This window comes from Streptomyces auratus, from assembly GCF_050433025.1.
In the GTDB taxonomy this organism is placed as follows: domain Bacteria; phylum Actinomycetota; class Actinomycetes; order Streptomycetales; family Streptomycetaceae; genus Streptomyces; species Streptomyces sioyaensis.
Genome location: NZ_JBNGCB010000001.1, coordinates 1,646,360 through 1,659,607, shown reverse-complemented (window position 1 = coordinate 1,659,607; position 13,248 = coordinate 1,646,360). Strand labels below are relative to the sequence as shown.

Sequence of the window (13,248 nt, the reverse complement as noted above, 5' to 3'; positions counted from 1 at the left end):
GCCGGAGCCGTGGAAGAACCGGGACGGTCGCCGGGCCCCAGCTCGTCACTCTCGCGGCAGCGAGCCGTCGTCCCACTCCGCCAGCCGCAGCCGGCTCTCGAACCGCCGGGTCCGCCCGTCGACCGGATCGGTGAACTCCAGCACCCTGGCGAGCAGTTGCAGCGGCGCGGAGAAGTCGTCGGGGGCCGGATCCCGGACGACCGGATACACCGGATCATGGCGGATCGGCAGCCCGAGGCCGTTCATATGGACCCGCAGCTGATGCGTACGCCCGGTCGCGGGCAGCAGCCGATAGCGCCCGAGCTCACCGCGCCGCTCGACCAGCTCGATCCGGCTCTCCGCATTGACCGCACCGGCCTCCTCACGCGCCGCGATCACCCCGCGCTCCTTCACGATCCGGCTGCGCACCGTCACCGGCAGCGCCACCCGCCCGTCGTACGGCGCCACCGCCTCGTACTCCTTGCGCACCCGCCGCCCGCTGAACAGCCCCTGATAGGCACCCCGGTCCTCGGGCCGTACGACGAAGAGCGCCAGCCCCGCCGTCAGCCGGTCGAGCCGGTGCGCGGGCTGCAGCGCGGGCAGCCGGAGCGCGCACCGCAACCGGGCCACCGCGGTCTCGGTGATATGCCGCCCCCGCGGCGTGGTGGCCAGAAAGTGCGGTTTATCGGCGATCACGATCCGCTCGTCCTGATGGACGATCCCCACCTCGAACGGCACCGGCACCTCCGGCACGAAGTCCCGGTGAAACCACACATACCGCCCGGCCACATACGCTTCGCCGCCACCGAGCACCCCGTCCACCCCGACAAACCGCCCCGCCTCCAGCATCGCGCCCACCCGCCCGGCCCCGATCGCCCCCTGAAACCGCTCGACGAGATGCTCACGAACCGTCCCCCACCGCCCCTCCGGATCAGCGGGCAGCCGCACCCGTACGGGATCGATCCCCTCACGCTGGGGGAGCGGGGCAGGAGGAATCGGGGCTCTGCGTCTCACCTGGCAAGGGAACACCGAGACGGCCGCCGGCTCAAGTCACGGTCCGATGGCGCGGGCGCCCAGCCGCGCCGCCGACCGGTGCGATCCGGCCGTTTCCCCGGCGCCCGCGCGCCACGGACCGCCCGCAAAACGACCGACGCCCGCGCGACCGGAGCCGAGCGGGCGTCGATAAGGGAAAGCGAAGATTCAGGCGAGGAGGGGTTCAGGAGCGATGGGGGTTGCGCGGCCTGATGGCATGGAGTCGTCCCGCAACGTCATCGCCAACTTCAAAGTCTGCACTTTGAAACTGGTAGGTACCTGCAGGCAACGAGACGAGTAGCGTCTCGACTTCTTCCAAGGAATTTCCCGGAATCGTTGCATCGAACATGATCAATTGGTCATGGACTTCAAGTACCGGGCCCTGATGCCAGTCTTCAATCCCATTGAACGAGCGGCGGGCACCGTCAATCAGTGCCTGCTCCGATGGCGCGTAGCTCCATTGGAGAATGCATTGGAGATCTGGCAAGAACGTGGAAGGCATCGGCTCATCCGCTACGACAATGCCTGTCACTTTCTGGGCTGCTGGACCGAATTCGACCTGCCCGAGATAGTCTTCCACGAGACATGCTTCGTCGTAGTCATCGCCCTCGACTCCCCGCCAGGTGTCACCGCTAGCAGTGGGAACGATGACGAATGGACCTCCAGCGGACTCAATCCATTTCGTCGGGTGATGCGGCAATTCGGCAGGCGTGCCCATATCCTCCATCACTTCCACTTGTTTTCATACAAGGGCTTCATGACAGGCGCGAGCTGCCTTGCCCATCCCGCCTGCTGTCTGCTACACGGCAGGCATTGTGGGTAGAGACGCTGCGGTGTCCCGTCCGGGACCCATGAGCTGATGGGCTGATGATCGGGCACGAAGTTTCCACCCTTCGACATCGGGTCCTTGGAGCCGCATGTGTGGCAACCGAATTGCCTGCCAAGGTCGTTGATCTGATGCCGCTCCTCACTCGTAAACTTCTGGGACTTACTCTGCGCTGGAATGGACTCCTGAGCGTAATCTCCGATGGTGCATACCTTCTCAGGGTCACTGCGCTGACGCTTGTTGTTCTTGCAACCCTCGGGGGCCAACCCCAGAGGGTCAGACCAGCTGTGGGGGTTATGCGGGTAGGTGGCGGGATTTGGTGCGGGCTCGAGACCGAGGGGGTCGGGCGTTGCGTAACGCGCCGTGTCTGGGTCGTAGTGACGGTGGAAATTGTAGTGGAGGGCGGTTTCCTGGTCGTCGTATTGGCCAGGAAACCGCAGTGGTGTGTGGGCGGTGGCATCGCGATTCCGTGCGGTAGTTCCCCAGAGAGTTCTGCGGGAGTACCAGGCGACGTGTCCGGTCTCGTCGACGAGGTCTGTAGGCGTACCGATGAGGTCGGTGATGATGGCGAAGAAGCGAGAGTCGACCTCGGACTGGTCCCAGCGTTGACGCCGTTCGGTCTGCGTCAGGGGGCGATGGCCGTCGTGATCCCAGGTCAGAGTGACACCAGTATCGGGAGTGGTCTGTTCCGAGAGGCGTGTGCCATCCCAGGTGAACATGATTTCTTCGGCAACTGAACCGTCTGCTGCGAGCCGACGCTTGGAGGTCCTGCGTCCCAGAGGGTCGTATGTATAGTTCCATACCGTTCCGTCAGGGGTTGTGCAGGCGGTCAGGCGATCTTCGACATCCCACTCATAGCGCCATGTATCTGGCTTCCTTGACAGGCGGGCTTTCTGGCGCTGACGCGTGCGCCCGGCGTCGTCGTATTCGTACCGGATCCTTCCAGCGGCCAGAAGACGGGTGCCAGAGTAGGTGCGCTCGCCACGAGCGGCGGTGCGACCGGCGTGGTCTGGCCACTCGGCAGTCGTCTGGTTGCCAGCTGAGTCGTAGGCATAGGACTCGGACCAGTTCTCGGCTGTAACGGCCACTGGTCGGCCAACCGGATCCAGATCGAAATGACTTTGCGTTCCCCTCAGCTCGTCAATGACGGTCGTGAGGTAGCTGTCGGGGCGGTAGCGGTAGACGCGAGAGCGGACGGTGTGGGCTTGTGTGGCCAGCGTCTGTTGAGTGGGCCGGCTGCGTTCGTCCCAAGCCGTGGTCAGAGTGACGACGTCATGTGCGGTGCCGAACGCGCGTTTCACTTCACGGCCCAGCTCATCGTGATCGAAGGCTACCTTGTGGCCATGTACGGACATTTCTGTGCGATTGCCAGCAAGGTCGTAGGCCAGGTGTGTGACGACGCCAGTGGGAGTGACGCGAGTGATGCGACGGCCTTCTGCATCATAGGAATAGGTCGTGGTGCGACCTTCCACGGTTTCTGACAAAACGCGACCCATAACGTCTCGTTCAAAAATAAGCGTGGAAGTTGGGGAAGTAGCTCCGATGAAGTCGCCAGCTGTGTTGTAGCTATAGTTAGTAACCTCGCCGGAGGCGTCCTTACTCGCCAACTGGCCAAGGGGATTCCAGATGTAGGTAATGGTCTGCCCGAGCGGATTGGTGCGGGACGTGGGTCGGCCGGCGGCATCATACTGGTAGGTTATAGCGCGATTGTCGAAATCCGTCTCGGATATTAGACGTCCTGCCGCATCGTAGACGTAGTCCCAGGTGAGCCCCTGTGGGTTTCGCACGCTGGTAACTCGAAGTTCGGTGTCGTAAGAGAACTCATATCGGACACCGTCGGGGCCCGTACGCGACGCCAACTCGTCGAAGTGAGTGTACTCATAACGCGTTAGGCCACCGTTCGTGTCGGCGTGAGACAAGAGATTTCCCTCACCGTCAAACGTCCACGTCTCCTCGCGGCCGTCTTGCAAGATTCGCCGAATGGGGTTGCCTTCGGCTGTCCACTCCAGATGGACGATTCCGCCAGTTGGATCAATCAGCTGTGCAACATGCCCAAATGCGTCACGGATGACTGACGTGGTATGCCCAAGCGGATCCCTGATTGCAATCGGAAGCCCTGCGTCGCCGTTGAGGTAGTGCCTTGTTGCCCCAGTCGGATCCGTGGCTGACGCAACAGCTCCCGTTGCGTCGAAGGTGAATGTCGAACGCGCGCCGTCCGGAGTGGTAACCGAGGTGCGATTTCCATTGCTGTCCCACTCCTGCCGCCACACCGCACCATTGGTGCCTATTATCTCCGCAGGCAAGTGGAGTGAGTTGCATGTAATCGTTTGCGCGCTGCCATCAGGAAGCTGAATCGCCGTCAGGTTGTCGTCGCTATCCCATTCGTACTTGGTCACGTTCCCGAGCGCATCCGTATAGGATAGGAGATGGTCCCGACTATCCCATTCTTGGTGGCTTGTGTTGCCCAGCGGATCAGTCTCGGCCACGACTTGAAGTCGTTCGTTGATCCGATAGTGGCTCGTGTGGCCAAGGGAGTTCGTGGCGGCAGTGATACGGTGGCCGGTTTCGGGATCGACTTGATGGTAATTGTAACGGTAGAGCAGGTATCCGTCGGTGCCGCCCTGAGATACGCAGCGGCTCTCCGAATCGTAGGTGTACTCGTAGCGGCTGCCGTTGGTGTCGACCCAAGCCGTCATCCGGTGCTGATCATCGTACTCAAACAGTTTAGGCACACCACTGGAGTTGGTGATTGAGATGAGATTTCCCACGTCGTCGTGCCCGTAAGACACGACCAAGGCATCACCTCCGTCTTCCGCGCCACCAGCCAGGTATAGCGCGGTAATACGGCCCTGATCGTCGCAGGTGAACTTGAGGTGGTATCCGCCGGAGTGCCTGATGGCGAGCGGAGCGCCTGTCTCGTCGTCGTAGTCGAAGGAGATGTAGTTGCCGTTACGATCCGTTATCTCATCAAGCAGAGCCAAGCCGGGGGCGTGGTTAGCTTCGGAGAAGTAACGAGTGCGTCCGCTGTTCGGATTTTCAATGGCCCAATCGCCCTGAGGCGTGCGTAGCAACGGCCAACGAGGGCCGTGGTCGGGCAGAGTCCGCTGCCCAGGCGCAGGGAGACCGTAAGACAGCAGCATCCCGTCCTCGGTGACGAAGACGATCCCCTGATCGTCAATCTCCAGACGCTGGTCAATCGTGGAGGACCACGATGGCCCCACGTGTCGGCCGACGCGGTACGAGGACTCGAACTTCCGCACAAACCGCAGAGGCAAGATGCCCGACAGGGCGATGTCGGTTTCCGTCAGGAAGACGTGTCCGGTGGCGACATCCACCGGATCCCCGCAGCTCTCCTTTGCGCTGTCAGGTCTGGTGCTGTTGTTCGGGTGACTCTTCTCCAGCTGGTCCCGAGTCTTGCCATTTACGCTTGGGCTTTTGGAGCCGCCCGCTGTTGCCGCCGGATGGGGGCTTGTGGGCGTCTCATGGTGCCCGCGGTTCTTGAGGATCTTGTCGAGTTCCGCGGCGTGTTTGGCGTCGTTCTCGGCGTGGTTGGTGGCGACCTTCTTCATCCGATGACCCGTCCCGTGGTACAGGTCCTCGACGGCCTTGCCCGCGTCCTTGCCGAGGGTCTTGCCCAGCTTTGCGGCAGCGTGCTCCAGGGCTTTGACGATCGGATTGGTCATATGAAGCTCGCCCCCGCGGCTTTCGTTTCGAATTCGGCGGCGTGCCCGGCCACCGTCCGTGCATGTGCGTGCAGCTTCTCCGCGCGCGCGTGCAGCGCCTCGGGATGGATGGAGAAGCTCTCGCCGGCACGCCCCCCGCCTCCGCCGGCGGAGACGCCGAGGGTGGACTCGGCGGCCTGGAAGACCAGTCCGCCCACCGCCTTACCGACCGTCTCGACCAGCGGATCGATGGCTGCCTCGATGACCTGGCCGATGATGTACTGCTCCAGCTGCTGGACCAGGTAGTCCATGAGCTTTTCGGCGGCCTCGATGACCAGCGCTTCGGCGGCCTCTGCGATCCCGAGGGTGGCGACGGCAGCGGCCTGGTCAGCGACGAACGTGATGGCCAGGACGGTGAGTTCGGCGATGGCCTCCAGCTTCATCGCCACGATCGTGTCCGCCGCGATGTCCAGTGCGTCGGCCACCGTGTGGCAGGCGTTGACCAGCTCCGTCATGTGGCTGTCGGACATCTGGCCCCACTTGGCCAGCAGCGCCTCGTACGACGCGCCCTGATACACGTCCTCCAACTGCTTGACCGTGGAGGTGGATTCCTTGTGGGTGTCATCCACCTTCTGTGCGAAATCCCGCACGTGGGACCCGAATTCGCGGACCTTGTCCTCGTTGATGTCCGGCCAGTTCACCCCGATGAACTGCAGGAATGACACCACCTGACCAGGCAGCTCAATCGCCACACGGATCCCCCCGATCGCATCCATGACAGCTCACCAGACGACGTTCAAGAGAGAGCAATGCAAGGGCAAATGGTTATCCTATGAGCGGTCATCAGTGCGTACGGCAGGAAGGGCTTCTCTTGCATCCGCCGGCCTCCCTCTGCCCTCTACCCGGTGACAGGCCCGGCGCCCGCGCTACCGGAGCATCGGCACGGACCATGTGAGGAGTTGGCGTGCATCTGGTCGCGCTGCCGCACGCGGACGTGCTCAGCAAGAGACGCGGGCAGGCGGAATACGCTCGCCTTCTACGGCCGGGTCTCCACCGAGGACCACCAGGACCCCGCCCCCCCCCGCGCCTGGCAACTGCTGCGGGCCCAAACTCTTACTGCTGGCCACGGCCGGATCACGACCGAGTACTTCGACATTGGTCGCAGCCGCCCGAGGTATGGCGATCAAGAAACGTGCCGCGGCCGTGCGACCGCAAGGTCAGCAGGCCCTCAGCCCGCTGATGCAGGCCTGCTCGGTCACGTCGGTCAGTCCGACCTGGCTCCGCTCGCGCTCGTCGGCCATGCCCGGCGTGGCAGGCGGTCTGTTTCGGCGAGCAGTTCGAAGTAGGGCTCCTTGCGCCAGCTGTCGTGGTCCCCGATAACGAAGAGCCGTCGCTTGGCACGGTTCACTGCCACATTCGCAGATTGGGTGTCTCGGCTGCCCAGACGCGGGCGTAGGCGCCATGGCGCGGATGCGTCCCCAACACCAGGATGATGACGTCCGCCTCCTTGCCCTGCATCGTGTGTACGGTTCCGATGTGGTCTTTGAGGAATGCGGAGACTTGCCGCGATAGGCCCTCGCGTCGTCACCCGCCCGGACGTGGTCCTCCAGGCGCATGTCTCGTACGGCCCGTGCGCATCCGAAGACCACGTCGCGGAAGGGACTGATGATGCGCACCGGCCCAGGCCGACACCCCACTTCAGATGCAGCATGGTGAGCATGCGTGTCAGAGCTCTTTCTTCCTCGGGCACCCACTTGCCGACCGCATCGGACGGTGCCATATCCACCCAGCAGCTCAGCGGGTATACGCAACGCCGGCAGCATTCCCCGTCGTTTCTCACCTGGCATTCCTCGCACCGTGAGGGCCCCGGGAAGGGCTTCTCCGCGGTGCCGTACACCATCAGCCCGTCGTACGCGATGTCGTTGCTGAGCTCGAACATCGTCCGCTCGCACCGTCGGTGCACTCGCAGTGGCGCACCCACCCACACCGGTTCGATCTCACCGTCCCGGCGGCGGTAGTCGACCGTCGTTCCCCAGCGATTCGTCCGGCCCGCGACGCGCTGGGCGGAAGTCTGCGACGGCAGCCACTCCTCGTCAACGCCGTACGCCTGCCGCAACCGCTGCTGCACCGACAGCGGCAACGGAATCACAGGCTCCAGCTGTAGCGGGTCACCGACCAACACGGCCCGCTGGGCCGGCCGCTTCTGCGTCTTCGCTCCAGACGAGGCCGTCGTCGTGGACGTCGCGAACCTGCAGCACAAGAACCCGGTATCCGCCTACTGCGGCCGAGCGCTCGCCGGCACGGTGCGCAGCACCTGGCGCAGCGGTGTGCGGATCGATAGCGGCGACGAACCACGCGGACGTCTCCTGAAAGGGGGATGGCGTGACCGATGCGGTCTTGGGCCCAGGTGGGCAGCGTTCCGGCCGGTCTCGCGTTCGGCTTGGCGGCGCGCGGCGTACGCCGGCCGGTGCACGGCCCGGTCGGCCGCCGCGAACAACTCGTTACCGCTCCCGAACCTGCGTCCCCAGAGCCCCGCATGGAGGTCATGGAGGGTGCTGACGGCCCACCTGGCTCGTCGCCGACCTCACGGACACGAGATACCGATGCCGCTGAACAGGGCGAACAACCTCATGGCCGCCGAGGCCGAGCGACTGGAACCTTCGCTTTCGCGACGCGCCCCTGTTCCTTGGCCTGTTCACCGCCCAGATCGTCCTCGGCGCAGTGGTGGCCATGACCCCCGTCAAACCGCTTATCGGCACTCAGGTCCCGCAGAGCCTGATCAGCCCCCATCGTCCTCATCTACCTGCTGGTCCTCACCAACCGCCGCGTTTCCTCGGCTCCGCCGCGAACGGACCGCGCTACCGGGTCGCGGCCACCACCGTGGTGGTCGGCGTCGCGGGCATGTCCACCGTCCTGCTCGTCCAGACCATCCTCGGCCGGGTCGGCCTCGGCTGACAGCGCCCCGCGCTTCCGGAACACGCGGAGGACCCTGGCCATGAAGACGTACGCCCGTACCTGGTGGCCACCGCGCTGCCGGCCTGGATCGCCACCATCGTGCTTGTTGATCGACCTGTGGGCCCGAGTGGCAGCGGTACGCCCTGAGCTTGAGAGCGCACCCAGGTGCCTGTCGGAGAGCAGCACAAGTTGCCGTCAGGACACGGCGGTTGGCCCCTCCATATGCGCGCTGATCCATTGCAAGCTGCTGTCGGCCATTCCCTGCACATATTTCTTGGCATCGTGCTGGCCGCCCGGAATTTTCAACAGGTGTGTCTTGACGGGGCCGTGGCCGTACTGGGCGATGAACTTGTCGACCTTCGGCATCACAGTTCGCTCAAGGGTGCCGACCTGGAACTCGACAAAGACGTCGGGGCCCTTCTCGGCAATCAGCTTCCGGGCCAGCCTCTCAGGGTTGTTCGCTTGCTCGGCTGCTCCGTAGCCCGCCCACAGCGGGGAGTCCGGCACGATGTCCGGTCCGGAGGCAATCACGGCCTTGAACTTGTCCGGGTACTTGAGTACGGCTTTCAGCCCCGAGAAACCACCGGAGGAGGAGCCCATGAAGGCCCAGCCGTCGCGCGACTTGAGGGTACGGAAATTGGCCTTCATCAGATTGGGGACGTCCTCGGTCAGCCAGGTGCCCATCTTGGGCTGGCCGGGTATGTCGCTGCCGTCGTAGTAGTTATTGGCATTCGGGTTCAGCACCGGCATGGCGAGCAGGAAAGGCAGGCTCTTGCCCTCCTTCGACAACTGGGCGATGGTCGCCTGCAGCTTGAGGTCGGTTCCCATCCAGTAGTTGTACGGGAAGCCCTCGCCGCCGGGCAGCGCCACCATCACGGGGAAACCGCTTTTTGCATACTTGGGCTCGCTGTACTGCTTCGGAGCCCACACCCACACCTTGCCGGTGAACCCGGATTTGGGGCCTTTGAGCGTCACCACGCCGATCGTGGTGCCATCGGACAGTCGATTCTGAACCCGGAAGTCGGCCTGGGGGCCGGTCGGCATCAACGTCTTGGCCGGGTTGGCGCCACCCCCGCCCTGGTTCCCGCCGGATCCCGATGACTGTTGGCCGTAGCTCACGTGGTCACTCTGGGCCGGGTGAACGGTGGAGTGGTCGATCATGGGCCATGCGAGAACGCCGAGAGCTGCCAGGGCGGCGATCCCGATCAACCAGAGTTTGGCCCGAGAGGCCCGCCGACGGCCGCGGGAGCGGTGGGCTCCCCGGGAAGAATGCTTCATCATGTCCCTCCGGATGGTGCTGCCCCGAAGGGCGAGACTCACGGTTCCCTTCTGCTTGATGGGTGAAGCCGCCGGAGGGTTCCGGCCCCGGACCACGACATGCATGTCACCGTGTTGCCGGCCGACAAATGCGGTCCGCAAGCGAGGGTCGGGGCAACACCGCCGGCCGCAGCACCGTCACCGGACGGCCGTGCGCACCGGCAGCCGCCCTGGCCTCGGGGGCGTTGCCGAGGCCCTGGCCGCACGGCTCACCGGCGTACGTGACCTCTACGGTGCCCCGACGGGCCGAGCCGCAGGTGGACACCCCGCCCGCCGGCAGCGAGCATGAGCCGCATGTCTGAGCAACCGGAGCCCGGTGACATGGGAGGGGCTCTGTCCGAGCGGCTTGCCCGTATCGAGGCGCTGCTGGTGCCCGCCCGGTCAGAGGCCGAGCAGACGGGGCGTGGGTTGCTGCCGGCGTGGCGGCGTGTGACCCGTGGTGAGCCGCGCTGGCCCTCGACGGTCGCGGTGCTGGCGGCGATCGGGCTGCAGTGGCTGCTGCCCGAGCGGCTCACGATTCATCCGGAGTGGTTGCTGCCGTCACTGGAGACCGCGCTGCTGATCGCGCTCGTCGCTGCGAATCCGTACCGGATCGAACGGGTCTCGCGGTTGTACCGGTTGGCGGGGCTGGCTTTGATCGCGATGATCAGCGCGGCGAACGGCTGGTCCGCGGTGCATCTGGTGATCGGGCTGGTGCAGGGGGCCGGAGGCACCGATGCCGGGCCGTTGCTGACGACCGGCGGTGCCATCTGGCTGACGAATGTCATCGTCTTCGCGCTGTGGTACTGGGAGTGGGACCGGGGCGGGCCCGTCGCGCGCATACACGCCACCCGGGCGTATCCCGATTTCCTCTTCCCGCAGATGCAGGCGGCCGAACTCGTGCCGGAGCACTGGGAGCCCGCGTTCCCCGACTACTTGTATCTGTCCTTCACCAATGCCACGGCGTTCAGTCCCACTGATGTGATGCCGCTCAGCCGCTGGGCGAAGATGCTCATGCTCGTGCAGTCGGCGGTCTCGCTGCTGACCGTTGTCCTGGTCGTCGCCCGCGCGGTCAACATCCTGAAGTAGCCGCACAGCGCCACCCCGTGTGGCGGTGGGGAGGCTTCGGCGCGGAGTCGAGGTGACGTCCGGATGAAGAATTTCGTAGGTGCGGCGTCAACTAGCCAAGGCTTGACCGGCCAGCTCTGCGGCAGGCTACTGGCGAGCCTCTGACCTGGGGTTTTGCTCGAACAAAGCGTCGGCCCGAAGACAACCGGACAAAGCCCCGCTCTACGCCGACTTCGGCCTTGAGCTGCAGCACCACGCACATCAGCGGGTTGTGACCGTACGGTCACAACCCGCTGATGTGCGCGTATTCGAGTGTCCGAGGGGGGACTTGAACCCCCACGCCCGATAAAGGGCACTAGCACCTCAAGCTAGCGCGTCTGCCATTCCGCCACCCGGACAAGGTGTCTGCCGGTGCGGCCTGGGCCGTTCCGACGGGGAAAACAATAGCAAACCTCGGCGGGTGGTCGATCACCCGCACTGTTGGCCGGCGGTGGGGCTGTGACCAGGGCATGTCGGGAGTATTGCGCTCTTGGGTGCAGGCGGTGGCGGGTGGAGGATGGCGGTGGACCCCGCTGCGGGCCGTGCTCCCCGGGGGCGTGTGACGCGGCGGCCGTGAACCCAGAGGAGGCAGTGTGAGCGAGCACCGCGAGCGAACCATGGAAGGGTGCGAGCCCCGCGCATGCGAGGCCGGGCGAAGCGAGGTTCCGGCATGAGCGAGTCGCAGTCGGGCCGTGCGGTCACCGGCGAGGACGAGGTCGTCGATCTGTGCCGGGATCTGATCAGGATCGACACCAGCAACTACGGCGATCACTCGGGCCCGGGTGAGCGGGCCGCCGCCGAGTACGTTGCGGAGAAGCTCGCCGAGGTCGGCCTGGAGCCGCAGATCTTCGAGTCCCACAAGGGCCGCGCCTCGACCGTCGCCCGCATCGAGGGCGAGGACCGCTCGCGGCCCGGGCTGCTCATCCACGGCCACACCGACGTCGTACCGGCCAACGCCGACGACTGGACCCACCACCCCTTCTCCGGCGAGATCGCCGACGGCTGCCTCTGGGGCCGTGGCGCGGTCGACATGAAGGACATGGACGCGATGACGCTGGCCGTCGTCCGTGACCGGCTGCGCACCGGGCGCAAGCCCCCGCGCGACATCGTGCTGGCGTTCCTCGCGGACGAGGAGGCGGGCGGCACCTACGGCGCGCGTTATCTCGTCGATCACCACCCGCACCTCTTCGAGGGCGTCACGGAGGCGATCAGTGAGGTCGGCGGCTTCTCCTTCACCGTCAACGAGCAGGTGCGGCTCTATCTCATCGAGACGGCCCAGAAGGGCATGCACTGGATGAAGCTGACCGTGGACGGGAACGCCGGTCACGGTTCGATGATCCACAAGGACAACGCCATCACCGAACTGTCCGAGGCGGTCGGCCGGTTGGGCCGGTACGAGTTCCCGGTCCGGGTGACCAAGACGCTGCGGTCCTTCCTCGACCAGCTCGGGGACGCGCTGGGCACCGAACTCGACCCGGAGAACATGGACGAGACCCTGGCCAGGCTCGGCGGCATCGCCAAGCTGATCGGCGCCTCGCTCAAGAACACCGCCAACCCGACCCAGCTGGGCGCCGGCTACAAGGTCAACGTCATCCCGGGACAGGCCACCGCGCATGTCGACGGCCGGTTCCTGCCGGGCCACGAGGAGGAGTTCCTGGCCGACCTGGACCGGATCCTGGGCCCGCGGGTCAAGCGCGAGGACGTGCACGCGGACAAGGCGCTGGAGACCACCTTCGACGGTGCGCTGGTCGAGGCGATGCAGTCGGCGCTGCAGGCCGAGGACCCGATCGCACGGGCCGTGCCGTACATGCTCTCCGCCGGCACGGACGCCAAGTCCTTCGACGATCTCGGAATCCGCGGATTCGGCTTCGCCCCGCTGAAGCTGCCGCCGGAGCTGGACTTCGCAGGAATGTTCCACGGTGTGGACGAGCGGGTGCCGGTGGACGGACTGAAGTTCGGGGTGCGGGTGCTCGATCGATTCATCGACCAGAGCTGAATTCGGCGCGGATTTCCTGCCTTTCGCGCCGAGTTCGCTGAAACGAGTGAACGCACCGATGTGTTCGTAGCTTCAACGGCCTTTTCTTCGTTGCAGTGTGTGCGGTCCGCGGCTGGGATCGTATTGCCTACAAGGAGGAATAATGATCAAGAAGGTCGCCGCTGCTGCGGCACTGGCCGGTGGTGTCGTGCTCGCCGGGGCGGGCCTGGCCGTTGCGGACTCGGGTGCGCAGGGTGCGGCTGTGAACTCCCCTGGTGTGGTGTCCGGCAACACCGTCCAGGTGCCGGTGCACGTTCCGGTGAACGCCTGCGGCAACACGGTCTCCGTGGTCGGCCTGATGAACCCCTCCTTCGGCGAGAACTGCGTCAACAAGTGACTTTCCGACGTCCTTTGGC

Annotated in this window: 9 protein-coding genes and 1 tRNA gene; 4 read left to right on the top strand and 6 right to left on the bottom strand. The window is 65.0% G+C overall.

What is annotated here, in order from left to right:
• Positions 1-45: 45 nt before the first annotated feature.
• From BKA18_RS07060 to BKA18_RS07045, 4 genes are all read right to left on the bottom strand, one after another.
• Entirely contained in the window at positions 46-993 is a 948-nt protein-coding gene (locus BKA18_RS07060; protein WP_366047818.1) for a pseudouridine synthase, read from the bottom strand.
• Positions 994-1,195: 202 nt separating this feature from the next.
• The gene (locus BKA18_RS07055) at positions 1,196-1,738 is read right to left on the bottom strand and encodes an Imm21 family immunity protein (protein WP_366047899.1); all 543 of its coding nucleotides are present in this window, start codon (positions 1,736-1,738) and stop codon (positions 1,196-1,198) included.
• Complete coding sequence (locus BKA18_RS07050; RefSeq protein WP_366047817.1) at positions 1,738-5,520, bottom strand: DUF6531 domain-containing protein; 3,783 nt, start codon at positions 5,518-5,520, stop codon at positions 1,738-1,740. Before BKA18_RS07050 ends, BKA18_RS07055 begins: the two co-directional genes overlap by 1 nt.
• Positions 5,517-6,227, bottom strand: coding sequence for a WXG100-like domain-containing protein (locus BKA18_RS07045; protein ID WP_366047816.1), 711 nt, complete (start codon positions 6,225-6,227; stop codon positions 5,517-5,519). The genes BKA18_RS07050 and BKA18_RS07045 overlap by 4 nt, the downstream gene beginning before the upstream one ends.
• 2,002 nt (positions 6,228-8,229) lie before the next feature.
• On the opposite strand from BKA18_RS07045, the gene BKA18_RS07040 reads away from it, so the two are divergent.
• Positions 8,230-8,454: a hypothetical protein gene (locus tag BKA18_RS07040; RefSeq protein ID WP_366047815.1), complete on the top strand. Its 225-nt coding sequence runs from the start codon at positions 8,230-8,232 to the stop codon at positions 8,452-8,454.
• A 195-nt stretch (positions 8,455-8,649) separates the two neighbouring features.
• Here BKA18_RS07040 and BKA18_RS07035 read toward each other — a convergent pair whose 3' ends face one another.
• Entirely contained in the window at positions 8,650-9,663 is a 1,014-nt protein-coding gene (locus BKA18_RS07035; RefSeq protein ID WP_429638213.1) for an alpha/beta hydrolase, read from the bottom strand.
• Positions 9,664-10,065: 402 nt separating this feature from the next.
• On the opposite strand from BKA18_RS07035, the gene BKA18_RS07030 reads away from it, so the two are divergent.
• The gene (locus tag BKA18_RS07030) at positions 10,066-10,839 is read left to right on the top strand and encodes a hypothetical protein (protein ID WP_366047813.1); all 774 of its coding nucleotides are present in this window, start codon (positions 10,066-10,068) and stop codon (positions 10,837-10,839) included.
• A gap of 292 nt (positions 10,840-11,131) precedes the next feature.
• On the opposite strand, the gene BKA18_RS07025 is transcribed toward BKA18_RS07030, so the two are convergent.
• Positions 11,132-11,216, bottom strand: a tRNA-Leu gene (locus BKA18_RS07025).
• A 311-nt stretch (positions 11,217-11,527) separates the two neighbouring features.
• Here BKA18_RS07025 and BKA18_RS07020 point away from each other — a divergent pair.
• Both BKA18_RS07020 and BKA18_RS07015 read left to right on the top strand, forming a co-directional pair.
• A complete protein-coding gene (locus tag BKA18_RS07020; RefSeq protein WP_006607661.1) occupies positions 11,528-12,853 on the top strand; it encodes a M20/M25/M40 family metallo-hydrolase in 1,326 nt (441 codons plus the stop codon).
• Between the two features lie 142 nt (positions 12,854-12,995).
• A complete protein-coding gene (locus tag BKA18_RS07015) occupies positions 12,996-13,229 on the top strand; it encodes a chaplin (protein ID WP_235450712.1) in 234 nt (77 codons plus the stop codon).
• Positions 13,230-13,248 lie beyond the last annotated feature (19 nt).